The sequence below is a fragment of the Atopobiaceae bacterium genome, from assembly GCA_022483015.1.
In the GTDB taxonomy this organism is placed as follows: domain Bacteria; phylum Actinomycetota; class Coriobacteriia; order Coriobacteriales; family Atopobiaceae; genus JALCUE01.
Genome location: JAKVOB010000001.1, coordinates 2,183,095 through 2,208,974, shown reverse-complemented (window position 1 = coordinate 2,208,974; position 25,880 = coordinate 2,183,095). Strand labels below are relative to the sequence as shown.

Genomic DNA, 25,880 nt, shown 5'->3' with positions numbered 1-25,880 from the left:
TCGCGACCAGGGACGTCGATGACGTCTGACGTGTCTCCCCAGGAGCATCATATGAAGTCTCATCACAGCAGCCAGGACCTGTCCGACTCGTTCTCCCCGTCCGTCCCGAGGCATGGGTCGCACTCTCTTGCGGTGGCACTCGCACTCCTTCTTGCCGTCCTCGTGGTGACGAGCCTCTCCTTCGGTGGCCTGACGCCCATCGCCGAGGCCCTCGCTGCCACCACGGGTCAGGAGGTGGCGACCACCCAGGTCTCCACCACGGTAGCCGCCACGACCGACGAGAATGACGCTGCCACCTCCGATGCGGATACGTCCCAGTCGTCTGCAGGCACGGACGTGCAGGGGCTGGCGGTTACCACGCAGTCCCAAGAGCAGGTATTCCTGCCGCAGGGTGGGAGCCCGACCTCTGTCACCGTAAGGAGCCTCGACCAGTACGGCAACGGGGTCTATGACGCAGCGGAAGGTGCCACGCAGGCGAAGATACAGCTGCAGGTACGTGGCGGCGAGGCGGGTAGCTACAGCTGGACCGACGTCACTGGCGACAACGCCACGTGGACCGTCGCCTCGGCTGACGACGCTTCCGCGGGACACACCTTCACCGGTCTCACGCAGGGCACGACCTATCGTGTGGTCGAGGCCACGGTAGCCACGGGCTACCGCACCGCCAACCACACCGACACGCAGTCGATCGAGTTCGCCATCGGCATGGATGGCATGCCTACGAGCGTCAGCCTCAACAACGGAGACGCGGCCAACGGCAGCTCCGGCAACGACTACCTCAACGTCGGCGAGGATGGCGGCACCACCTTCATCCTGCGCAGCGAGCTCGAGGTGGGGCAGGCGCAGTTCACGAAGTATGACTCGACGACCATCTTCGACGAGCAGGGTAGTCCGACTGACCAGAAGAAGACCCTCTCGGGCGCGTCGTTCGACCTCTATCGCGAGGATAGCGCTGGGCAGATCGACCTGAGCAACGACAAGCTCGTGTCCTCTGCCCCTATCGTCTCCGACTCGAACGGCCTCGTCTCGACGCTTGCGGCCAAGACCATCACGAACAGGCTCACCGGCAAGCCACTCAGCGAGGGCCTGGGCGCGGGCACGTACTACTTCAAGGAGGTAGGCACACGCAGCGACTTCTGCTCGAGCACGAGCACCACGAACGCGTTCACGGTGACGGCAGGTGCTACCACCAACTACACGTGGTCGGACTTCTCGGTGAACACGCTGAACACGGCTTCTGGCTACCTGATGAGGAACACGCCCCTCAACGCGGCTGTCACGCTCACGAAGGTCGATGCGGGTGATGCGGCGACCAAGGTCAACGGGGCCACGTACGAGCTGCGGAAGTACACGTCCGAGACGGACTACACCGTCATCGGCACGCAGAAGACGAGCGCGGCTGGCACCAGGTTCACCGGTACGGACTCCAACGGCAACACCCACTCGCGTACCAACACGAGCGATGGGCAGCTCTGGTTCGTGGACGTCCCCGCTGGCACCTACGAGGTCGTCGAGACCGCCGCAGCCCCTGGCTACATGCTGGACGCGACCGCCTACGAGGTGACGGTCGCCCAGTCGGGTGTCTCGTCAGGCGAGGACTACACGATCGAGTCCGCGGCGGGCAAAGGTACCGTTGCTGATGAGCCGATCTCGTTCACCGTCACCAAGGGCGGCATCGAGGGAGCAAGCGCAGAAGACCTTGCCGGGACCGGCTTCAGCCTGGTGCCGGAAGGTGAGGCGAAGTTCGCGGACGGCACGACCGATGCGATCGATTGGACCACCACCACGACCGATGCCTCCAAGGTCGTCGCGGGCAAGCTCGTGGCTGACGGCACGAGCGTCTACAAGCTGTCCGAGACGGCAGCCCCTGCGGGCTACCAGACGTCTGCAGACGTCTACCTGAGGTTGACGATTGCGGGTACCCTGCAGCGGAGCGTCGACGGCCAGACCGGCTGGGCCGACGTCACCAACAACGCCCTTACGGTGAGTGATACGCAGAACTCCCTTACCGTTACCGTGGCTGGTGTCGAGGGGGCCACGACGACGCAGCTCACAGGGGCTGGATTCAGTCTGGTGCCAGAGGGCACGGCGACGTTCGCGGGTGGCACGACGGCCCCGATCACCTGGGCCACCGATTCAACCAGTACCTCCCATGACATCACGGGCGAGTTCGTGGCAGGCAGCGTCTACAAGCTGTCTGAGACGGCTGCCCCCGCGGGCTACCGGACGTCTGGCGACGTCTATCTCATGATGGACGCTGCCGGCAACCTCTCCCAAAGCGATGCAGCTGACGGTGCATTCACGTCCGTGACCAACAACGTCCTCACGGTGACCGACACCCCGACCACCCTCAAGCTCTCGAAGGTCAACGACGACCCTGACCCTGCCACCATTTCGGGCTCCACGTTCACGCTCACGGGTGTCTTCGTCGATGGTTCCACATCCAAGACGCTCGAGCCTACGGACGGGGGCGCGGCAGGTGCGACCGTCCTCACAGGCCAGCTCGTCGCCAGCACGAGCGATGCGGACGAGACCCATACCTACACGCTCACCGAGACCATGGCGCCCGCGGGCTTTGCCATCTCGATGTCGCCCAAGACGCTCCGTGTCTCGACGGCGGGGAGGCTGCAGGAGAAGGCCGACGGCACCTGGACCGACGTCGAGGACGACTACATCCTGGTCCCTGATGCCCGCACGTCCTTCTCGGTCGCTGTGGCAGGCGTGAGTGGTGCCACGAGCGCCCAGCTCGCGGGCACCAAGTTCGAGCTGACACCGGTCGGCGCTGCGAAGTTCGCTGATGGCACCACGGACTTCTTCTCGTGGAGCACCCTTGGCGGCGGTACGACGAACAACCCCTACACCATGGTTGGCAGGCTCGTGGCCGATGGCACGAGCGTCTACAAGCTGTCCGAGACCGTGGCCCCTGCAGGCTACCAGACGCCTGCCGACGTCTACCTGCGGATGACGACCGCGGGCACCCTCCAGCGGAGCGCCGACGGCCAGACCGGCTGGGCCGACGTCACCAACAACGCACTCACCATGGTAGACGTGCAGAACGGCGTCTCCATTGCCAAGGTCGACACAGTGGATGCGGGTGGGAAGTACCTGGCCGGTGCCGAGTTCAGCCTCTATGGCACCTTCGCCGATGGCTCGGGCGCGGTCAGCTGGACCTCCACTGACTCGGCGCCCGCCGACGGCAGCGGCCTCATCACCGGCAAGCTCGTGGCCAGCACGAGTGACACCGATACCAGCCACGTGTACGTGCTCTCAGAGACCAAGGCCCCCGACGGCTACGTCATCACCGTGCCGAACACGTGGCTCCGCATCACGGAGGCCGGCCAGCTGCAGGTGCGTGGTGGCGAGGAGGGTAGCTACACCTGGACCGATGTGACTGACAACACGTTCAAGGCTGTCGATGCCCAGAACTCCCTGACCCTCAAGAACCTTGGGCACAAGACCGAGGGGGAGGGGACGGTCTCGCTGGCGGGATGCGACTTCACCATCACGGGCACCTTCGTCGGCGGAGCTGGGAGCGAGACCCGGACGCTGCTCGACGGGGCGACCGAGGCGACCATGACCGGGCAGCTCGTGGCGGGAAACACCTACACCATCTCCGAGACGGCCATGGCCAAGGGCTATTCCAAGGTGGCGGACTTTCGGGTGAGGCTCGAGCAGGACGGCACGCTCGCGCTTCTCGACGGCGCCAGCAGCATGGTCACCAGCGAGGGGAGCACCGTCACGGTGACCGAGATGCCGACGTTCCTCGTGCTCTTCAAGACCAACGCCTTCGGCGATGACGAGGATGACCTCATCCTGCTTGGTGGCTCGACGTTCGTCCTGACCGGTGAGTTCGTCGACGGGACCACATCCAAGACGCTCAATCCCACTGACAAGGTCGGAGCCTTCCTGTCGGGTCAGCTCTTCACAAGCTCGGATGATGCCGACGAGTCCCATACCTACACGCTGACCGAGACCGTGTCGCCCGAGGGCTATGAGCTCTCTGCGACATCCGCGACCCTGCGCATCACTGCCATGGGCCAGCTGCAGGAGAAGGTCGACGGCACCTGGAACGACGTGGCCCGGGATGTGTTCTACGCGCAGGACGAGCAGAACTCCCTCGGCCTCGTCACCACTGACACCGCCGGCACCACGCGCCTGTCGGGCGCTACCTGCACGGTGGGTGGCACGTTCGCCGGGGACACGGAGGCGAGCACCAAGACGCTCACAAGCGCTGCCGACTCGGTGGCACAGCTCACCGGCGCGCTTGCCGCCGGCCGTGACTATACGATCAAGGAGACCACGCCGGCTGCGGGTTATCTGCCCACGTCGATGACGAGCAGCTATCCGGACGCGTCACTCACAGCTGACGGCGCGATGACCATCCGCATGAGCGACGCCGGCGAGCTCTCGTACAAGACGACCGCGGGCACCGACACCTGGGCATCAGTCGGTCAGGACAACGTCCTCGAGTTCGAGGACGTCGCGATGTCGTTCACCTTCTCGAGCGTCGACCGGCTTGGGAACCCGGACACCGGTTCCACGTTCACGCTCACGGGGACGTACGCCGGCGATGCCACGGCCTCGACGCTCACCTTGCTCTCGGGCGATGCGAGCCAGACGGTCGCAGGCCGGCTCGTGGCCGGGAGCACCTACACGCTCGAGCAGACGGCCGCCCCCGCAGGCTATGCCTGCATGACGACCAAGGTGCAGGTCACCTGCAATGCCAACGGCACGCTCACGCTTGCTGACGGGACGCCCTCCTCGGTGACCCTCGACGCGGCCAAGACCACGCTCGCCGTGGTCGACTCGCCGATACGCGCCACCATCCTCACGACCGACGAGAATGGCACCACGCTCGCGGGGGCCACGTTCACGCTCGCCGGCACGTTCGCCGACGGCACCACGTCCAAGACGTTCACGTCCACGACCTCAGCCACGGCCTTCGATGCGCTGCTGGTCTCCGGGCAGGGCTACACCCTCACCCAGACGGCGGCCACTGCGGGTCATGACGCGCTGGGTGAGCCCGTGACGTTCACCGTCGATGCGGCGGGCAGGCTCACGCTCACGTCCGATGCGGGCGGTGCGGCCACACTCACCGACGACGGCAGCGGGATCGTGATCACGAACGCCGTGACCACCCCCACGACATCTACGACACCGACCACCCCCACGACACCGACCACCCCCACGACGCCCGACGCGTCCACGACATCTGCTGCACCGACCGATGCCGCGACGACGGCTGCGACCACCACGACCGTCTCGAAGGCCGCTTCCGCGACCCCCAGGACCGGCGATACGTCCGACCTCACGGGCATGGCATGCGTCGGCACGGTCGGCCTCCTGCTCACGAGCCTGGGGATGCTCTGCCTCTGGCGTCGCCGCGACGAGCGCTAGCCGAGAGACCCACATGCGTCCGATCGTCAGGGCCGGGGCCGCCGCGAGGTGGTCCCGGCTCTTCTCGTCCCCTCCCTCGCGTCGATGCGAGTATCGACATCTGCGGCTTGCGTGGCGGATGGACGTCCAGGTCCTACGGCCCCTCTCGTATGGGTACAACGGCCACTGGTGTGTGGTCATTCTCGGTGTGGGCGACATGCGACCTTGCGCGGACGTCCGCCTGGCAGCACGTGGAAGGAGCTCGACATGAGGGGTTTCGCAATGCTCTCGAAGGGCAAGGCCGGCTGGATCGAGAAGGAGGAGCCCACCTGCGGCCCGCTCGACGCCATCGTGCGTCCTACGGCTGTGGCCCCGTGCTCGTCCGACACCTCCATCATCAACGACCTCGACCTGCCCAACGTCATCCTGGGACACGAGTCCCTCGGCGTGGTGGAGAAGGTCGGCGAGCTCGTGACCGGGTTCAAGCCGGGGGACCGCGTGGTCGTGCCGTGCTGCACGCCCGACTGGGAGGAGCCGGCCCTGCAGGAGCGCGACTCCAACAACGCGCATGACACCGGCTGGATCAAGAGCTTCAAGTTCATGATCACGCACGACGGCGTCTTTGCCGAGCACTTCAAGGTCAACAACGCCAACGCCAACCTCGTGCACATGCCCGACGACGTCTCGGTCGAGGACGCCCTCATGACCGTCGACATGATGTCGACCGGCTTCTATGCCGCCGACAATGCCAACGTGCAGTTCGGCGACACGGTGGTCGTCTTCGGCATCGGTCCGGTGGGCCTCATGGCGGTGGCTGCGGCCGCATTGCGTGGTGCCGGTCGCATCTTCGCCATCGGCACCCGTCCCAACTGCGTCAAGCTCGCGCGCGAGTACGGCGCCACCGACATCATCAGCTACAAGGATGGCGACACCGTCGAGCAGATCCTCGCGGCCAACGGTGGTCAGGTCGATCGTGCCATCATCGCCATCCACGACGTCAACTGCATGAACCAGGCCATGCAGCTCGTGCGCTGCAACGGCAACATCTCGAGCATCGCCTGCATCGCCCCCACCGAGACCTACTCGGTCCCGGCCACGCTCTTCGGCCTGGGGGAGTCAGACATCACCATCAGGAACGGCTTCTGCCCCGGTGGTGCCTACCGCATCGAGCACATGCTCAACCTCATCCGTTACGACCGGGTGCACCCGGGCAAGCTTCTCAACTACCAGTTCGACGGCTTCGACAAGATCGAGGAGGCCTTCTGGACGATGAACGACAAGCCCAAGGACCTCGTGAAGCCCATCGTCTACATCGAGAGGTAGACACGTCCACGGACGCTTGTCGGCGCGCGACCTGACGCTCCTGTCGGGCCGCGCGCCTTCTTGCGAATTGCTCTCCTGCGCCGTCAGGCCTGCGGCTTGCAGACGTCGACCCAGCCTGCCGGTTGCGAGAGCTCCTCGAGCTCGGGGATCGTGAGGCCGATGGCGCTCGAGGCGCTGCCGGCCGCGGGATAGACCATGTCGAAGCGCCTGAGCGACTCGTCGAGGTAGGTCTTGACGCCGGGGTTCACCGCGAAGGGGCAGACCCCGCCCACGGCGTGTCCCACGAGCGAGACGACCTCGTCGGGGGCGAGCATCTTGGCCTTGCAGCCGAAGGCCGCCTTGTACTTGGGGTTGGCGATGCGGACGTCACCGGCGGCGACGACCAGGATGGCCCCGTCGCCCACCTTGAACGAGAGCGTCTTGGCGATGCGTGCCGGCTCCACGCCCACGGCCTCGGCCGCCAGCTCCACCGTGGCGCTCGACGTGTCGAACTCCAGGATCCTCTCGGCCATCCCGCGCTCGGCCAGATAGCTGCGTACCTTCTCGATTGACATGTGACGCCTTCCTTGTGCTCGTTGTCTGCATGGATCGGTCCTCCGTCTGGGCGCGCTGCCTCGTCAAGGGGCGGTCGTGCGTCCAGGGGCTTCGGTCATGTCCACGGTCCCCTCGCTCGATGCGGCCGGCACGTTCGCGCAGGCGTGCGCGTCAGGCCTGGTCCTTCTCGTCCACGAAGCGCACAGCCGTGCCATAGCAGCTGATCTCGACGATTCCGTTGCCGAACGAGCTGCCGGCGTAGCGCACGGCGCAGACCGCATCGGCCCCCAGCCCCTCGGCCTCGGCCGCCATGCGGTCGCGCGCGATGTGACGGGACCTTTCCGTCGAGTCACGTAGCAGGTCGAGCTCGACGCCCAGGAAGTTCTTGAAGCTCGTGAGCAGGTCGTGGGCGGTGTTCTTGGTGAGGATGGCGTTGCCGCTCACCATACCGATTGTCTCGACCTTGCGGCCCTCGATGGTGTTGGACGATGCGATGACCATGGCATGCTCCTTGTCGACAGCAGAAGCGTACCACGCGTGTCGCGGGTCGTGGGCCCTCTCGGCGACCGTTTGGGGACGAGTTCGACCCGCTTGTTCGATCGATGCAAGCCCTGCGGGCCCTGCGTGAGGCCGATTGATATGCTGGACTCACGTCGACCAAGGGAGAGCATCATGGCATCAGACACTCATGTGGATCCGAAGCCTCTCGAGTCGTACCTGCTCAACAAGTGCCTCATCGGCTATGGGCTCATCAACGGCATCATCAACGCGCTGATCTTCTTCCTGCTGCATATGGGTGACCGGACGGCGACCTTCTCGCTCACGGCGATTCTCATGGATCTCGCGCTCACCGGGTTCCTGCTGGGGCTCCTGCTCTATCTCATCGTGGCCCCGATGACGAGGTCCGACCTGCGCAAAGGGTCCTTCTCGACCGAGGGGGCGCGCCAGTTGGGCTTCATCCCGGCCGGTACCTTCCTGGCCAGCCTGGTCGTGGGGGCCGTCTGCATGGTCGTGCTTCTCGTGGTCGGGGGTCTGCTCGCGCTCGTGCTGCCCCAGCCCTTGAGCTTCACGGGGATGCTCGTCCTCAAGGGCTGCCTCTGCGCGGTGGCTGGTGCCATCGCAGGCTACCTCACCATCAACAAGGTCGCTGCCGCGGCCTAGGAGGCTGGCGAGAAGAACCTCGCGTCGGAAGGCAGGTGGCCCCGACCGGGCCCGGCCCTGCCGGCGCCCCGATTCGGCGTCGCGGGTCACTATCGCCAGGCAACGTGCCCACCGTCCCGCGTTGCCTGCCCGGGGTGACCCTGGCCTGGCCCCGACCTGACGCTGCGGGTCACTATCGCCAGGCAACGCGTCCACCGTCCCGCGTTGCCTGCCCGGGGTGACCCTGGTTGGGCCCGGACCTGGCGTCGCGGGTCACTATCGCCAGGCAACGCGTCCGCCGTCCCGCGTTGCCTGCCTGGGGTGACCCCGGCTGGGCCCGGACCTGACGCTGCGGGTCACTATCGCCAGGCAACGCGTCCATCGACTCGCGTTGCCTGCCCGGGGTGACCCTGGTTGGGCCCGGACCTGGCGTCGCGGGTTACTATCGCCAGGCAACGCGTCCGCCGTCCCGCGTTGCCTGCCCGGGGTGACCCTGGCTGGGCCGCGTGCTCACCTCGCTCATCAACCGGAATATGGCCCGCCTGTGGAGAAGGACCGCTCGCCGAAATGGTGGTCGGGACCTGGTCTGTTCCTCTCGGGATGGGGGGATATGAACCAGGACGAGGACCATATGCGACCCCTGAGAGGATGACGGCACCCATGGCAGACTCCACCAACAGGAAGCTCACCAACGAGGTAGGCGCTCCGGTCGAGGACAACGAGCACAGCATCACGGCGGGTCCGCGCGGCCCGGTCATGATGCAGGACGTCTGGCTGCTCGAGAAGCTCGCGCACTTCGACCGCGAGGTGATTCCCGAGCGCCGCATGCACGCGAAGGGGTGGGGCGCCTACGGCACCTTCATCGTGACCAACGACATCACCAGGTACACCAAGGCTGACATCTTCAGCGAGGTCGGCAAGAAGACGGACCTGTTCACCCGCTTCTCGACCGTGGCCGGCGAGCGCGGTGCGGCCGACGCCGAGCGCGACATCCGCGGCGTCGCTATCAAGTTCTACACCAACGAGGGCAACTGGGACCTGGTGGGCAATGACACACCCACGTTCTTCGTGCGTGACGTCCACAACTTCCCCGACCTCAACCGCGCCGTCAAGCGCGACCCCCACACAGGCATGCGCTCGGCGCAGAACAACTGGGACTTCTGGACGCTCCTGCCCGAGTGCTTCCACCAGACCACGGTGGTCATGTCCGACCGTGGCATCCCCGACGGCTTCCGCCACATGCACATCTTCGGCGAGCACACCTTCTCTATGTACAACGCGGCCAACGAGCGCGTCTGGGTCAAGTTCCACCTCCTCACCGAGCAGGGCATCAAGAACCTCACCGACGCCGAGGCCGCCAAGGTCTGCGCGTCGGACCGCGAGAGCTCGGGGCACGACCTCTATGACGCCATCGCGAAGGGCGACTTCCCCAAGTGGAAGATGTACATCCAGGTCATGACCGAGGAGCAGGCCAAGGCCCACTACGAGAACCCCTTCGACATCACCAAGATCTGGAAACATGCGGAGTTCCCGCTCATCGAGGTGGGCGAGATGGAGCTCAACCGCTGGCCCGACAACTACTATGCCGAGGTCGAGCAGGCGGCCTTCACGCCGGCGCACGTGGTGCCGGGCATCGGGTTCTCGCCCGACAAGTTCCTGCAGGGCCGCCTCTTCGTCTATGGCGACGCGCAGCGCTACCGCCTGGGCGTGAACTACAACCAGATCCCCGTGAACCAGGCCAAGCACGCGCCTGTGGCCGACTACCATCGCGACGGCTTCATGCGCACTGACGGCAACTACGGCGACGCCCCTGCCTACACGCCCAACTCGATGGGGTACTGGACGGCCCAGCCCGAGGTCATGGAGCCGCCGCTGGACCTCGAGGGCGCCATGTGGCGCTACGACCCCACCGACGACCCCACTGACGACTGCTTCCGCGCGGGCGGCGACCTCTGGCGCGTCATGGACGAGGAGCACCGCGAGCTGCTCATCGGCAACACGGCGCGCAACATCGCGCCCTGCTCCGAGACCATCAAGTACCGTCATGCCGTCCACTGCACCTGGGCCGACCCCGCCTATGGCGAGCGCATGACCAAGGCGCTCAAGCTCGACGCCGCCAAGGTGGCCGAGCTTGCCAAGGGCGACCAGTCCACGCTCGTCGCGGCCACGCTGCCGGGCGGCGAGTTCTCGGCGGAGCCCTGTACGATGAGCTGCGCGACCTGCACCACGCCTTGCATCGACGAGAGGTACCTCAAGCAGATGGAGGAGTAGGTCATCCTGCACGGGAGCCTACGGACCGGACCGTCGAGGACGGTCCATGACCGCGGAGGGGGCCGGACGTGCCGTCGGCCCCCTCCGCTTCCGTTCGCGGTGCAGGAACCCTTAAGATTGGCCTCTGACACATCGCCTGGCTAAACTGGGACCCAGCATTGCTCTCAAGGAGGAACACGATGTCAATCACGCTCGTGCTCGTACGTCATGGCAAGGCCGAGAAGAAGCAGCCCGAGCAGGTCGACCTTGCCCGCTCGCTCACCCCGGAGGGCACGGTCGCCCTCACGGCCGGCTTCCCGCGGGCCTTCTCGCTGCTCGGCAACGGCGAGCGCGCCCAGGCCGAGATCTGGACGAGTGCGGCGGTCCGCGCCTGCCAGACGGCGGACATCGCGGCCTCGGCCATCGGCCTGCCCCTGGGGGCGGCCGAGCTCCACGACTGCCTCACCAACCAGGACGTCGGCACGTTCATGGTCGAGCTCTCGCAGCGCATCGCCAAGGCGCCCGGAACGGTGGTCTGCGTGGGGCATGTCCCCTTCATGGACGAGGTGTCGGGGCTGCTGTGTGGTTCCCGCCTGCCCTTCTCGTGCGGCGGGGTGGCGGCCTTCCAGATCGACCGCCCCTTCAAGCGCTATGGCGGCGACGAGGTCCCGGGTCGGCTCCTCTGGTTCGTGCAGGGTCCGATGGTCGGGTAGCACCAGGCCAGAGGGGTGGCGAGGTGCCGCTCGCCGCCCTGACCGCGTAGAGAGACACGTGAGATAGCAGCATGTTCGTCCTTTTGCTAAAAAACACGTGACTATTCCCGCCTAAATGGGGCAAAGTATGACGTCGGCGGTGCCGACATCCGGCATCACGCGGCTGCGACGAGAAGGTCTCGTCGCTGGGACCCAAGGGTCCTGGAAAGAGGTCGTGTCAATGGTGACGAAACGTAAGGACGAGGTCGAACCAGAGGCCTCGAAGGGGTCGGGCGGCGATTCCGGCGGCATAGAGCGCCTGGACTGCGACTCCTGCTACAAGGAGCTCAAGACCTCACGGGCGGGGCTCACGCAGGCGGAGGCCGAGAAGCGCCAGACCACGTCGGGCAAGAACCTCATCCAAGGCGGGAAGAAGAAGTCGCCGCTCCTGACGTTCCTCTCGAACTTCACGGGCCTCATGGCGATCCTCCTCTGGGCGGCAGGCGCCATCGCGTTCGTGGCTGGCATGCCCGAGCTGGGCATCGCCGTCTGGCTCGTGAACCTGATCAACGGCACGTTCAGCTTCTTCCAGGAGTTCCGTGCGAGCAAGGCGACCGAGGCCCTGAAGAAGATGCTCCCGGCCTACGTGAGCGTCGTGCGCGACGGCCAGGACTCCAAGATCCTGGCCGAGGACCTCGTCCCCGGTGACATCATCAACCTGGCCGAGGGCGACAAGATCTCTGCAGACGCCAGGCTCGTCTCGGTGTCCGACCTGCAGGTCAACCAGTCCACGCTCAACGGCGAGTCCAACCCCGTGCGGAAGACCGCCGATGCCGTGCTCGAGGAGGGGCTGGCCGCGGCCGAGATCCCCAACCTGGTCTATGCAGGCACGTCGGTCTCGGAGGGCAACGGCCGTGCCATCGTCTGCCGCATCGGCATGGCCACCGAGTTCGGCAAGATCGCTGACCTCACCCAGAACATGAAGGAGGCCGAGAGCCCCCTCGAGAAGCAGCTCGACCGCGTGACCAAGCAGGTCACCGCCTTCGCGCTTGCCATGGGCGTGATCTTCTTCCTGCTCGACATCCTCGTGGTGAAGAACGTCTGGACCTCGTCGTTCATCTTCGCGCTCGGCATGATCGTGGCCTTCATCCCCGAGGGGCTGCTGCCCACGGTCACGCTGTCGCTCGCCATGGCCGTGCAGCGCATGAGCAAGCGCAACGCCCTCGTGAAGAAGCTCTCGAGCGTCGAGGCGCTGGGCTCCACGAGCGTCATCTGCACCGACAAGACCGGCACCCTGACCCAGAACGAGATGACGGTGAACCACCTCTGGACGCCGTCGCGCGAGTACGAGGTCACCGGAGTGGGCTACGGCCCCGACGGCACGATCGAGTCTGACGGCACCACCTATACCGCCGACAAGGACGAGGACCTCCGGATCCTCGTGGTGGGCTCGGCGCTGTGCTCCAACGCGCGCCTGCTCGACCCCGAGGTCGAGGGCGGCCGCTATACCGTGCTGGGCGACCCCACCGAGGCCTGCCTGCTCACGAGTGCGCAGAAGGCCGGCATCGACCTGGCGGACCAGGCCGAGGAGACCCCGCGCGTGCGCGAGCTCCCCTTCGAGAGCCGCCGCAAGCGCATGTCCACCATCCACCAGCTGCGCGAGCCGCTCGACGGCGCCAAGCGCGTGGCGTTCTGCAAGGGTGCCCCCAACGAGGTCGTGCGCCTCTCGACCAAGGTCCGCATCGCGGGCGAGGTCAAGCCGATGACCGACGAGATGCGTGACCGCATCATGGCGGCCAACGACGGCTACGCCAAGGACGGCCTGCGCGTGCTCGCGCTCGCCTACAGGCCGCTGGCGGCAGGCGACACGTCCATCCCCGAGTCGATGAGCGACTACACGCCCGAGACCATCGAGAGCGACCTCACCTTCGTGGGCCTCGACGTCATGGCTGACCCGCCGCGCCCGGAGGTCGCCTCCGCCGTGGCCGAGTGCCATCGCGCCGGCATCCGCGTGGTCATGATCACCGGCGACTACGGCCTCACGGCCGAGAGCATCGCCCGCCGCATCGGCATCGTCGACGGCGACGACGTCAACGTCATCTCGGGCGTGGACCTGGCCAAGATGGACGACGACCAGCTCAAGCGCGACCTGGCAGGCGAGGTCATCTTCGCCCGCATGGCCCCCGAGCAGAAGCTCCGCGTGGTCAACGCCCTCCAGGAGATGGGCGAGATCGTGGCCGTGACCGGCGACGGCGTGAACGACTCGCCGGCGCTCAAGAAGGCCGACATCGGCGTCGCCATGGGCATCACGGGCACGGACGTGGCCAAGGAGGCCGCGGACATGATCCTCACAGACGACAACTTCGCCTCGATCGTGTCTGCCATCGAGGAGGGGCGTGCGGTCTACGCCAACATCCGCAAGTTCATGACCTACATCCTGAACTCCAACGTGCCCGAGGCCGTCCCGTCGGCCGTCTACCTGTTCAGCGGCGGCGCGGTTCCGCTGCCCCTGACCACGATGCAGATCCTCACCATCGACCTGGGCACCGACATGCTGCCGGCCCTGGGCCTGGGGACCGAGCCGCCCGAGAAGGGCGTCATGGACAAGCCCCCTCGCGACCCGAACGAGCACATCCTCGACCGCAAGACGATGGTCAAGGCCTTCCTCTGGTACGGCATGATCGGTGCCGCCGCCTCGATGGCCGCCTACGTCTTCGCCCAGGTCCAGGCCGGTTGGACGCCGGGACAGACCATGTTCGGCGTGGGTGCCGACCTGGATGCCACGTACGTGCGCGCGACCACCATGTGCCTCGCGGCCATCGTCTTCTCGCAGATCGGCGAGGTCTGGAACTGCCGTACGGTGTCGGAGTCCGTGTTCAAGGTCGGGCTCTTCTCGAACAAGCAGGTCAACATCGGTATCATCTTCGAGATCTGCCTCATCGTGTTCATCACGCTGTTCCCGCCGTTCCAGTCCGTGTTCCACACGAGTCCGCTGGAGCTCAGCGACTACCTGTTCCTGTGCTGTCTGCCTGTGGTCGTCCTCGCGCTCGAGGAGTGCCGCAAGGCCATCGTCCGTTCGATCCACAAGCGCAAGGCCGCCGCGGGCTCGACCCCGCAGCCGGCCCCAGAAAGGTGAGGGTGAGCTGACATGGACGTCATCATCGTAGGTATGGGACGCATGGGGAGCGGGCTTGCCACCAAGCTCTGCGCCCAGGGCAACCACGTGTGCGTGATCGACCGGGACCAGGAGAAGCTCGACGCGCTGCCTGACGACTTCTCAGGCACCAAGATCGCCGGCGTGGGCTTTGACCGAGACGTCCTCGCGCAGGCCGGCATCGACCGCGTGAGCGCCGTCATCGCCTGCACCGCCTCGGACGAGGCCAACATCGTCGTGGCTCAGATCGCACGCAGCGTCTACCACGTGCCACGCGTCATCGCTCGCCTCTATGACATGTCGAAGGCCGAGGCCTATCGCAGGTTGGGCATCCAGGCCATCTCCACCACCGAGTGGGGCATCGCCCGTGCCTGCCAGCTGCTCACCTACCATCAGCTCGACGGCGTCTTCCAGATGGGGGACGGCGACGTCGAGGTCGTGCGCGTGGACCTGCCGCACTTGCTCGAGGGAGAGCAGGTTCGCGAGATCACGGCACTGGGGGAGGTCATGGTCGTGGCCATCATGCGTGGCAACGACACGTTCATCCCCACGCAGGGAACCGAGCTCCAGCATGGCGATGTCCTCTTCGCGGCCGTCGCCTCGACCTCGGCTCGTCGCTTCAAGACCATGCTCGGACTCACCGACTAAGGAAGGGGCCACCATGAACATCATCATCGTCGGCGGCGGCAAGATAGGCTCCTACCTCGCGACGCTGCTCTCGGAGGACGACCAGAAGCCGACCATCATCGAGCTCAGGCCTGCGGTCGTGGAGCGTCTGCGCCGCACCTGCCCGGGCTGCACCGTCATCGAGGGGTCGGGTTCCGAGCCTGCCACGCTCGAGAAGGCCGGAATCCTCACCTGCGACGTGCTCGTGGCCGCATCGGGACTCGACGAGGTCAACCTCGTCGCCTCCATGCTCGCCAAGATGGAGTATGGCGTGGGACGTACGGTCGCGCGCGTCAACAGCCCAGCCAACAACTGGATGTTCACGCCTGGCATGGGCGTGGATGTGGGCGTCAACCAGGCTGACATCATCGCGCGCTTCTCGCGCGAGGAGATGGACATGCGAGACGTCTTCACCCTCATGAAGCTGGGGCGTGGCGACCATGCCATCGTGCAGGTCGAGGTCAAGCCCAACTCGACCGTCTCGGGCAAGACGCTGAAGGAGCTCACGTTCCCCAACGACACGTCGGTCGTCGCCGTCGAGCGTGGGGGCAACATCCTCGTGCCACGCGGCGACACGAGGCTGAGCGACCACGACCAGGTCATCATCTTCACGGGTGACCTCGGGCGTGCGGGCATCAGGAGCCTGTTCGCATAAGGGCGGTCGTGCGGCGCCTGCGGGCGTCGATGCGGCCAGAGGCACGCAGCCAGAGGCCAGCGACTGCTGGCCAGGGGAGTGCGGGCACACATGAGGGGGCGGGTCGGCGCGAGCCGGCTCGCCCCCTCTGTCCTTCTTGACTGCTTGTCCTTCTCGACTGCGTCACGGCATCGATTGGTGACTGGATCGCGCGTGATGTTACACAACCCCTCGGGTTCGGCAGCATCCTGCCGAAGAGGGCCACTCGTGTAACGGATCTCTGCCGAACACGTCGGCTTGTGTAACGCTGCTGTCGAGAAGCACCACCCGCCCGAGTCCATCGCCCAACCTGCTGCTGTCGAGAAGCACCTCCCGCCCGCGTCCATCGCCCAACCTGCTGCTGTCGAGAAGCACCACCCGCCCACAGCCCAACCTACCGCCGTCGCCCGCACCCCCTGTACCTTCGCAGCCTCCACCTGCGACTTTATCCCATCTTTACGCCAGCGGCCCCACCTTTATCCCGGCTTAACGTCCTGTGCCGCACCATGGGTTCAGGAAAGGGAGGTGGGGCAATGCAAACCGTCCTCATCGTCGCGGCCCTCATAGCCGGGGCCCTGCTCGTCTACTACGTCCACATCCTCATGGGAGGCGATCGGTGATGCTCGCAGTCGTCATGCAGTATGCGCTGTACCTGGCCATCCTGGTGGGCCTCGCGTACCCCCTGGGCGGCTACATCAAGCACGTCATGATGGGCGAGAGGGTCGTCCTGTCGCCTGTGCTCGGGCCGGTGGAGCGGGGCACCTTCAGGCTGCTCCGCATCGACCGCGCCGAGGAGATGGACTGGAGGCGCTACCTCGCCTGCGTCGCGGCCTTCTCGGTGGTGAGCTTCGTCGCGCTCTTCTGCATCCTCGTGTTCCAGAACGTCCTGCCCGGCAACCCCAACCACGTGGCTGGCATGAGCTGGGACCTCGCCTTCAACACCGCTGCCAGCTTCGTCACCAACACCAACTGGCAGGCCTACTCGGGCGAGGCGTCGCTCAGCTGGTTCGCCCAGGCGGCGGGCCTGGCCGTCCAGAACTTCGTCACGCCTGCCGTGGCCATGGGCGTGCTCTTCGCCCTCATCCGCGGATTCGTCCGGACCAGGCACGAGGGCCTCGGGAGCTTCTGGGTCGACCTCGTGCGCGGCGTGCTCTACGTGCTCCTGCCCATCGCCCTCGTGATGGCCGTGGTGCTCGTGGCCGCAGGCGTGCCGCAGTCCACAGGTGCCGACCGGTACGTCAGGCTCGACGAGCCCATCGCGCTGGATGCCTCGGGCAACCAGCTCCAGGGGGCAACCATAGACACCCAGGACGGCACCGTCTACGTGGACGGCCAGCAGGTCCAGGGCGCCACCATCGTCACCGAGCAGCTCGTGCCCGCGGGCACCGCTGCCAGCCAGGTCGCCATCAAGCAGCTCGGCACCAACGGCGGCGGCTACTTCGGCACGAACTCCGCCAACCCGCTCGAGAACCCCAACGCGCTCACGAACCTCATCGAGATGATCGCGATCCTGCTCATCCCGGCCGCCCTGTGCTTCTCGTTCGGCCTGTCCGTGGGGAACAGGCGACAGGGTTGGGCCATATTCGCGGCCATGGGGGTGTGCCTGGTGGTGGCGCTTGCCGTCATCGCGGTGAACGAGCAGGCCGGGACCCTGCAGCTCTCTCAGAACGGTGCGGTCTACCTGGGCACCTCGGGCCAGGCCGGCGGCAACATGGAGGGCAAGGAGGTCCGCTTCGGCATCGCCTCGAGCTCCACGTGGGCGGCCTTCACCACGGCGGCCTCCAACGGCTCGGTCAACTGCATGCACGACTCGCTGACCCCGCTCGCGGGCATGGCGTGCATGCTGCTCATGCAGCTGGGCGAGGTCGTCTTCGGCGGGGTGGGCTGCGGCCTGTACGGCATGCTCGCCTTCGCGATCCTCACGGTCTTCGTGGCTGGCCTCATGGTGGGCCGCACGCCCGAGTTCCTGGGCAAGAAGATCGAGCCCTTCGAGATGAAGTGGTCCGTCATCGCCTGCCTCGCCACGCCCGTCGCGATACTGGTGGGCTCGGCCGTCGCGGCCATGCTTCCCCAGGTGGCGGCCAGCCTCAACAACTCTGGCGCACATGGCCTGTCAGAGCTGCTCTACACGTACTCCTCGGCCGGTGGCAACAACGGCTCGGCCTTCGCCGGCTTCGACGCGAACACGGTGTTCCTGAACCTCTCGCTCGGCGTCGTGATGATGTTCGCACGGTTCGTGCCCATCGTCAGCGTCCTCGCCATCGGCGGGAACCTCTCGGGCAAGCGCCTCGTCGCCGCCACGTCCGGCACCCTCAAGACAGACGGTCCCATGTTCGTGTTCCTGCTCGTCTTCATCGTCATCCTCATCGGCGCCCTGAGCTTCTTCCCGGCGCTCTCACTCGGACCGGTTGCCGAGTTCCTCGGCAGCGCGGCATAAGGGAGGTGTCTCACATGGCAGAACTCATCACCAGCACCATCGACCATCCGACCATCTTGGCATCTGCCGAGAGGAACACGCAGGCGGTCTCCGGCGTCGCACCTGTGACCCACAGGGGCCACGCGGTCGCTGCGGACCCTGCGGCCATCCCCGAGGGCGAGCACCACACGCATCACCACGACCAGGACGACGCCCCCAAGGGAGGCCAGGCCATGAAGGCGGTCGCCCAGGCGTTCGCCAAGCTCGCGCCCAGGACCCAGCTCGAGAACCCCGTGATGTTCCTCGTGTACGTCTCGGCGGTCCTGCTGAGCGCCCTGTGGCTCCTCTCGCTCGCGGGCATCTCGGACGCCCCCTCCGGCTACGTCCTGGCCATCGTGGTCATGCTGTGGCTCACGGTGCTCTTCTCGAACTTCGCCGAGGCCCTGGCCGAGGGACGTGGCAAGGCCCAGGCGGATGCCCTCCGTGCCTCCAAGCGCGACCTCGAGGCCCACAAGGTTCCCGGTCCGGACGCGCTCGACCGCATCGTCAACGTCAACTCCTGCGACCTTCGCAAGGGCGACTGCGTGGTCGTCTATGCCGGCGAGCAGATCCCCGCCGACGGCACCATCGTCGACGGCGCCGCCTCGGTGGACGAGTCCGCCATCACCGGCGAGTCGGCCCCCGTCATCCGCGAGGCCGGCGGCGACCGCAGCTCCGTCGTGGGCATGACCACCGTGCTCTCAGACCAGATCGTGGTCGAGGTCGTGAACGACCCTGGCGAGAGCTTCCTCGACAAGATGATCTCGATGGTGGAGGGTGCCAGCCGCAAGAAGACCCCCAACGAGCTCGCGCTCCAGATCTTCCTCGTGGCCCTCTGCATCATCTTCATCCTCGTGGTCATGGCCCTCTACACCTACTCGGACTTCTCGGCCCGCCAGGCGGGCGTGGCCAATCCCAGCTCGGTCACCACGCTCGTGGCGCTGCTCGTGTGCCTGGCCCCCACCACCATCGGGGCGCTGCTGTCGGCCATCGGCATCGCGGGCATGAGCCGGCTCAACCAGGCCAACGTGCTCGCGATGAGCGGGCGCGCCATCGAGGCCGCCGGCGACGTGGACGTGCTGCTGCTCGACAAGACGGGCACCATCACGCTCGGCAACCGTCGTGCCGACCAGTTCGTGGCCGTGGACGGCCATGACGTGGGCGAGCTCGCCGCCGCGGCCCAGCTCTCGAGCCTCTCCGACGAGACACCCGAGGGCAGGAGCATCGTGGCCCTGGCATCCGACCGCTTCGGCCTGGCCCGTCCCCAGATCGACCCCGACAAGGCGACCTTCATCGAGTTCTCGGCCAAGACCCGCATGAGCGGCATCGACTATGCCGGTGACGAGGTCAGGAAGGGCGCGGCCGACGCCGTGGCCCACTACCTCGAGCCTGCGGGCGTGCGGCTCTCGGCCGAGTGCGACCGTGCCGTCCAGGCCATAGCCCAGCAGGGGGCGACCCCGCTCGTCGTCACCAAGAACCAGGTGGTCCTGGGCGTCATCGCGCTCAAGGACATCATCAAGCCGGGCGTGGCGGAGAAGTTCGCCGACCTGCGCCGCATGGGCATCCGCACCATCATGGTGACGGGCGACAACCCCACCACCGCCGCGGCGATCGCCGCCGAGGCCGGCGTGGACGACTTCCTCGCGGAGGCCACGCCCGAGGGCAAGCTCGAGACCATCCGCCGCTACCAGGCGGAGGGCCACATGGTCGCCATGACCGGCGACGGCACCAACGATGCCCCGGCGCTCGCCCAGGCGGACGTGGCCGTGGCCATGAACACCGGCACGCAGGCCGCCAAGGAGGCCGGCAACATGGTGGACCTCGACTCGAGCCCCACCAAGCTCATCGACATCGTGCGCATAGGCAAGCAGCTGCTCATGACCCGCGGCTCGCTCACGACCTTCTCCATCGCCAACGACGTCGCCAAGTACTTCGCCATCATCCCGGCGCTGTTCACCACGCTCTACCCGGGACTCCAGGCGCTCAACGTCATGGGGCTCCACTCGCCCCAGTCCGCCGTGCTCGCGGCTATCATCTACAACGCCTTCGTCATCGTGGCGCTGATCCCGCTGGCACTCAAGGGCGTCAGGTACCGCGAGGTGGCGGCCTCCAAGCTCCTGAGCCGCAACCTCCTGGTCTACGGCCTGGGCGGGTTCGTGGTCCCGTTCGTGTTCATCAAGCTCATCGACATCGTGCTCGTCGCTGTCGGTATGGCATAAGGGGAGTGTGCTATGAGAACCTTCGTCAAGATGCTTCCTCGGGCGTTGGCGGTCCTCGCCGTCGCCACCCTGGCGCTCGGCGTGGCCTACCCGGCCGTGGTGACCCTCGTGGGGCAGGTGTGCTTCCCGTACCAGGCCAACGGCTCGATCATCGAGAAGGACGGCCAGGAGGTGGGCAGCGCCCTGCTCGGCCAGGACTTCACGGATGCGGGGCACCTCTGGGGCCGGCCCGAGACCAGCTCCGACACGTCCAGCTACACGGACGCGAGCGGCAACGCCGTGGCCTACGGCTCGCCTTCCAACGTCTCGCCCGCGAGCGAGTCCTACGGCCAGACCGTGTCTGAGCGTGTGGCCGCCATCCGTGCGGCAGACCCTGCCCGCGGCGACGACGCCGTGCCCGTGGACCTTGTGAGCGAGTCCGGCTCAGGGCTCGACCCCGACATCTCGCCGGCGGCGGCCGAGTACCAGGTGCCGCGCATCGCCAGCGCCACCGGCCTTTCTGAGGACGCCGTTCGCCAGATCATCTCGCAGAACACCCAGGGGCGCCTGCTGGGGGTCCTGGGCGAGGAGCGCGTGAACGTCCTCGGCGTGAACCTCGCCATCGACGCGGCGCTCGGCAGGTAGGAGGCGTCCGGCGGTCGCCATGTGGCCGTCACGCCAGCGCGCTGGCAAGTCCTGAGGCCACGTCCGCCCTGCCGAGGGGCCCTGTCGGGGCGCGAGGGGAGTACAGTGCTGGCAGGGTGCCTATGCCCTGCCAGCACCCGTCGGCCGCAAGGCCGGGAGGAGGGACGACCGTGGAAGACGACATCGAGGCACGGCGTGACCCTGACCGGATCCTGCGTGCCATCGAGCTCGACCGCGACGAGGCGGCCAGCCTCCCGGACGGCGCGGGCGCACCGGGTGCGCGCGGCCACCTCAGGATCTTCTTCGGCTATGCCCCCGGCGTCGGCAAGACCTATGCGATGCTCCGCTCCGCCCATGAGGCCCAGCGTGCGGGCATCGATGTGGTCGCCGCCTACATAGAGCCGCACAGCCGGCCCGAGACCCAGGGGCTCGTGGCCGGCCTCGAGACCCTGCCACCGTTGGACGTGGACCACAACGGCATCCACGTGCACGAGCTTGACCTCGACGCGCTTCTCGGCCGGCACCCCCGGCTCGCGCTCGTGGACGAGCTGGCGCACACCAACGACCCGACGTGCCGCCATGCCAAGCGCTACCAGGACGTGGAGGAGCTGCTCCAGGCGGGCATCGACGTCTACACCACGGTGAACGTCCAGCACCTCGAGAGCCTGAACGATCGCGTGGCCGCCATCACGGGAGTGGTCGTCACCGAGCGCATCCCCGACCGCGTCTTCGACGACGCCGACCAGGTGGAGCTCGTCGACATCGAGCCCGACCAGCTCATCGGCCGCCTGCGCGAGGGTAAGGTCTACCGCGGCGAGGGGGCGGAGCGCGCCCTCGAGAACTTCTTCGACGTCAAGAACCTCACCGCCCTGCGCGAGATCGCCCTCAGGCGCTGCGCCGACCGCGTGAACCGTATGGTCGAGCGCGTCCGCGCCGCGGGGCCCGATGCCTACTACACCGGCGAGCATGTGCTGGCCTGCCTGTCGGGCGCCCCCTCAAACGGGCGCATCGTCCGCACGGCGGCCCGCATGGCGCGCGCCTTCGACGCCCGCTTCACGGCCCTGCTCGTGGAGGGGGACGACGGCCCCGCCACCGGCGAGGCGGCCGAGCGGCTCAAGGCCAACATGCGTCTGGCCGAGCAGCTAGGAGCCAAGGTCGAGACCGTCTACGGCGACGACGTCGCCCGCCAGATCGCCGACTACGCGCGCATCTCGGGGGTCTCGAAGGTCGTGATGGGGCGCAGCGGCGCTCGCCGGCACCTCCTCGACCAGGCCCCGCTCACCGACCGCATCGCCGCGCTGGCGCCCGACCTCGACATCTACATCATCCCCGACGAGTCCCAGCAGGTCAGGCGCTGGCACGAGCGCCATGCCGAGGACCGCTACACCCCCTCTGACGTCGCCAAGGCGTTGGGGCTTCTCGTGGCCGTCTCGGTGGTGGCCCTGCTCATGGAGCGCCTGGGCGTCACGGTGCTCAACATCGCCGTCCTCTATGGCTTCGGTGTGCTGCTCACGGCCGTGGTCGTGCCGGGGGTGGTCTCGAGCGTCGTCATGTCGCTCGCGGCCGTCCTCATGTTCAACTTCCTCTTCACCGACCCGCGCTACTCGTTCACGGTGTTCGACCCGCAGTACTTCGTGACCTTCGCCATCATCTTCCTCACCGCGACCATCGCGAGCTCGCTGGCGCGTCGTGTGCGCAGGCAGGCCCGTGCCGCCGCGGCCTCGACCTGGCGCACGCAGGTGCTGCTGGAGTGCGACCAGATGCTCGGGCGTGCCTCGAACGCCGCCGAGGACGTGGACGTCATGGGCCGACAGCTCGTCCGCCTGCTCCGGCGCGACGTGGTCTACTACCCCGCCGAGAGGGGCGTGCTGGGCCCGGGCCGCCTCTTCCTGGCTGCTGCCGACGGCGCCGCGGCCACGGCGCAGGACCTCGCGGGTACCGACGCTGACAGCCCCTGCCTCGACGAGCGTGAGCGCGGCGTGGCCGCCTGGGTATTCAAGAACAACAAGCGCGCCGGCGCGGGCACCGACACGTTGGGCAGCGCCGCCTGCCTCTACCTGGCCGTCCGCAAGGACGAGCAGGTCTTCGGTGTGGTGGGGATCCTGGTGGGGACCGAGGCCATCGCCCCCGCCGAGCAGGGCATCGTGCTCTCGATCCTGGGCGAGACGGCCCTGGCCCTCGAGCGCGAGGCGGCGCTGGCCGAGCGCGAGGAGGCGGCCGTGGTGGCTCGCAACGAGCAGCTCCGCGCCAACCTGCTGCGGTCCGTCTCGCACGACCTGAGGACGCCCCTGACCTCCATCACCGGCAACGCGAGCGTGCTCCTCTCCGACGGGGCCGACCTCGCGCCTGAGGCGGTGGCGCGCCTCGAGGGCGACATCTACGACGACTCGCTCTGGCTGGGCAACCTCGTCGAGAACCTCCTGGCCATGACGCGCATCGAGGAGGGGGAGGTCGAGCTCCACCTGGAGCCCGAGCTGCTCGGCGACGTGGTCGACGAGACCATGCGCCATGTGAGCAGGGACGTGGCCGCCCACGAGCTTGCCGTGGACGACGGCGAGCTGCTCGTCTGCCGCATGGACGCGCGCCTCGTGGTCCAGGTGCTGGTGAACCTCGTGAACAACGCCGTGCAGCATACGCCGGCCGGCAGCCGCATCCAGGTGACGTGCACGCGCGACGGCCGCATGGCCCGCGTTGACGTCACCGACGACGGCCCCGGCATCGCCACGGCCGACCTGCCGCACCTCTTCGAGCGCTTCTACGTGGGCGGCCAGGGCGAGGAGGGGAGCGGTCGTGCCGACGCCCGCCGGGGCACAGGCCTGGGCCTGGCGCTCTGCCGGTCCATAGTCGAGGCGCACGGGGGTACCATCGAGGCATCGAACGTGGGCGCGGCGGCAGATGGCACGCACGCTCCTGCTGCAGGAGCCGCGCATGCCTTGACCGCTGGACGCGCCGCACGGTGCCCGCTTCAGCTTCACGCTGCCGCTCGAGGAGGCATAGATGGACGAGAGGAACCCACAGGTCATGCCAGCGCCGACGCTCCTGGTGGTCGAGGACGACCCGGCGGTGCGCAACCTCATCGTGACCACGCTGGACGTGCACGGCTACCGCCATGAGGTGGCGCCCACGGGCCGCGCCGCGATCGCCCAGGCGGCGAGCTGTGACCCGGCCGTCATCCTCCTCGACCTGGGGCTCCCCGACATGGACGGCGTCGAGGTCATCACCAAGGTCCGCACGTGGTCCCAGGTCCCCATCATCGTGATCTCGGCACGGGCCGACGATGCCGACAAGATCTGCGCGCTCGACGCCGGGGCGGACGACTACCTCACCAAGCCATTCTCGGTGGAGGAGCTGCTGGCACGGCTGCGCGTGACGTTCAGGCGCCTGGAGCGGGCCGAGGCCGATGCCGCGGGGGCCACGGGTGCCACGTCGTCGTCGACCTTCGAGGACGGTGACCTTGCGATCGACTATGCCGCCGGCACGGCCACGCTGGCCGGCACCGAGCTGCACCTCACGCCCATCGAGTACCGGCTGCTCTGCGTGCTGGCCAGGAACGTCGGCAAGGTCCTCACGCACCAGTTCATCCTGCGCGAGGTATGGGGGTCAACCCAGGAGCAGGACCTCGCGAGCCTGCGGGTGCACATGGGGTCGCTGCGCAAGAAGGTCGAGGCTGACCCGGCCCATCCGCGCCTCATCCAGACGCACGTGGGCGTGGGGTATCGGATGCTGCGGGCGTAGCGCGCGGCCCTGACATGCCCTGCGGTACAATGCCTCTCGTTGCGATGGGACGCATGGTCCCGTCAGGAAGGGGCATCGTGGGCTCACCCGTATCGACATCCGGCAAGGTCGTATCAGCACCCATACCCGCGTCAGCATCCGCGTCCTCGGTCGGCGCCCCCAGCGTCGTGGCGTTCGACCTCGACGGCACGGTGCTCGACTCGGTCAGGCGCACCATCTCGCCGCGCGTGCGGGACGCCTTCACGGCGGCGCATGCGGCAGGCTCGCTCCTCTGCGTGGTGAGCGGCCGCCCCATCAACATGCTCGGCCCCATGCTCATGTCCGCGCCTTGGCTCGACTGGCGCATCACGGTCAACGGCGCCTGTGTGAGCCGGGCCGCAGACGGTGAGGTCCTGCTCCGCCGTCCGATCGAGCTCGACCAGGCCATGGACGTCCTCGATGGCGTCAAGGGGCTCCACCCAGCCTGGAACGCCTTCGTGCCCGAAGTCACCTTCTACGAGAACCGCAGCTTCACCTACCTGGCCGGCCAGACTGCCCCGGGGGATGGCAACGTGCCGATCCCCGGGGACGAGGCCGAGCTCAAGCACATACTCGGCGACGTGGACTTCGTCGACTCCATACCGGCGGAGCTCGCCCGTCGGCATGAGCCGGTGGACAAGCTGGGCTGCAGCTTCCGGGACGTCGCTGTCTGCGACGAGGCCGAGACGCTCCTGCTCGCCCGCGGCGACCTCGAGGTGGCCCGCATGACCCCGTACGAGCTCGAGCTCACGCGGGCCGGCGTGACCAAGGGGAGCGCCATCGACCTGCTCTGCCAGCGCCTGGGTGTCGACGAGCAGGCTGCCGTGGCCTTCGGTGACTCGGGCAACGACCTCTCCATGACGGGGCGTGCCTGCACCTTCGTGGCGGTCGCCAACGGCACCGAGCAGGTCCGCGACGCGGCGGACGAGGTATGCCCCTCGATCGGCGACGACGGCGTGGCGCAATGGCTCGAGGCGCGGCTCGCCTAGCCGAGAGGGGCCGTCCGGCCCATGCCCCATGC

15 protein-coding genes and 1 pseudogene are annotated in these 25,880 nt (G+C 67.3%); 14 read left to right on the top strand and 2 right to left on the bottom strand.

What is annotated here, in order from left to right:
- The first annotated feature begins 51 nt into the window (after positions 1 to 51).
- A complete protein-coding gene (locus tag LKE50_09425; protein ID MCH3968807.1) occupies positions 52 to 5,397 on the top strand; it encodes a hypothetical protein in 5,346 nt (1,781 codons plus the stop codon).
- Between the two features lie 246 nt (positions 5,398 to 5,643).
- The gene (locus LKE50_09420) at positions 5,644 to 6,699 is read left to right on the top strand and encodes an alcohol dehydrogenase catalytic domain-containing protein (GenBank protein MCH3968806.1); all 1,056 of its coding nucleotides are present in this window, start codon (positions 5,644 to 5,646) and stop codon (positions 6,697 to 6,699) included.
- A gap of 83 nt (positions 6,700 to 6,782) precedes the next feature.
- On the opposite strand, the gene LKE50_09415 is transcribed toward LKE50_09420, so the two are convergent.
- Together LKE50_09415 and LKE50_09410 are read right to left on the bottom strand one after the other, a co-directional pair.
- Positions 6,783 to 7,253 (bottom strand): YbaK/EbsC family protein, encoded by a 471-nt coding sequence (locus LKE50_09415; protein ID MCH3968805.1) that lies wholly within the window; start codon positions 7,251 to 7,253, stop codon positions 6,783 to 6,785.
- A gap of 151 nt (positions 7,254 to 7,404) precedes the next feature.
- Entirely contained in the window at positions 7,405 to 7,734 is a 330-nt protein-coding gene (locus tag LKE50_09410; GenBank protein ID MCH3968804.1) for a YbjQ family protein, read from the bottom strand.
- 171 nt (positions 7,735 to 7,905) lie between these two features.
- Here LKE50_09410 and LKE50_09405 point away from each other — a divergent pair, with 171 nt between their 5' ends.
- The 12 genes and pseudogenes from LKE50_09405 (at position 7,906) to LKE50_09350 (ending at position 25,848) form a co-directional block, all read left to right on the top strand.
- Positions 7,906 to 8,394: a hypothetical protein gene (locus LKE50_09405; protein ID MCH3968803.1), complete on the top strand. Its 489-nt coding sequence runs from the start codon at positions 7,906 to 7,908 to the stop codon at positions 8,392 to 8,394.
- A 639-nt stretch (positions 8,395 to 9,033) separates the two neighbouring features.
- Positions 9,034 to 10,482, top strand: a pseudogene (locus LKE50_09400) (catalase).
- A 341-nt stretch (positions 10,483 to 10,823) separates the two neighbouring features.
- A complete protein-coding gene (locus LKE50_09395) occupies positions 10,824 to 11,336 on the top strand; it encodes a histidine phosphatase family protein (protein ID MCH3968802.1) in 513 nt (170 codons plus the stop codon).
- Positions 11,337 to 11,556: 220 nt separating this feature from the next.
- Entirely contained in the window at positions 11,557 to 14,451 is a 2,895-nt protein-coding gene (locus LKE50_09390) for a cation-transporting P-type ATPase (protein MCH3968801.1), read from the top strand.
- Positions 14,452 to 14,463: 12 nt separating this feature from the next.
- Positions 14,464 to 15,117: a TrkA family potassium uptake protein gene (locus LKE50_09385; GenBank protein ID MCH3968800.1), complete on the top strand. Its 654-nt coding sequence runs from the start codon at positions 14,464 to 14,466 to the stop codon at positions 15,115 to 15,117.
- Positions 15,118 to 15,130: 13 nt separating this feature from the next.
- The gene (locus LKE50_09380) at positions 15,131 to 15,790 is read left to right on the top strand and encodes an NAD-binding protein (GenBank protein ID MCH3968799.1); all 660 of its coding nucleotides are present in this window, start codon (positions 15,131 to 15,133) and stop codon (positions 15,788 to 15,790) included.
- 637 nt (positions 15,791 to 16,427) lie between these two features.
- Positions 16,428 to 18,245 (top strand): potassium-transporting ATPase subunit KdpA, encoded by a 1,818-nt coding sequence (gene kdpA, locus LKE50_09375; GenBank protein MCH3968798.1) that lies wholly within the window; start codon positions 16,428 to 16,430, stop codon positions 18,243 to 18,245.
- A gap of 14 nt (positions 18,246 to 18,259) precedes the next feature.
- Positions 18,260 to 20,482 carry a potassium-transporting ATPase subunit KdpB gene (kdpB, locus tag LKE50_09370; protein ID MCH3968797.1) on the top strand — a complete coding sequence of 741 codons (2,223 nt, stop codon included), beginning with the start codon at positions 18,260 to 18,262 and terminating at the stop codon, positions 20,480 to 20,482.
- 12 nt (positions 20,483 to 20,494) lie between these two features.
- Entirely contained in the window at positions 20,495 to 21,106 is a 612-nt protein-coding gene (gene kdpC, locus LKE50_09365; GenBank protein ID MCH3968796.1) for a potassium-transporting ATPase subunit KdpC, read from the top strand.
- Positions 21,107 to 21,276: 170 nt separating this feature from the next.
- Positions 21,277 to 24,219: a sensor histidine kinase KdpD gene (locus LKE50_09360; GenBank protein MCH3968795.1), complete on the top strand. Its 2,943-nt coding sequence runs from the start codon at positions 21,277 to 21,279 to the stop codon at positions 24,217 to 24,219.
- Positions 24,104 to 24,841 (top strand): response regulator transcription factor, encoded by a 738-nt coding sequence (locus LKE50_09355; protein MCH3968794.1) that lies wholly within the window; start codon positions 24,104 to 24,106, stop codon positions 24,839 to 24,841. Before LKE50_09360 ends, LKE50_09355 begins: the two co-directional genes overlap by 116 nt.
- 77 nt (positions 24,842 to 24,918) lie before the next feature.
- A complete protein-coding gene (locus tag LKE50_09350; GenBank protein ID MCH3968793.1) occupies positions 24,919 to 25,848 on the top strand; it encodes an HAD family hydrolase in 930 nt (309 codons plus the stop codon).
- The last annotated feature ends 32 nt before the right edge of the window (positions 25,849 to 25,880 follow it).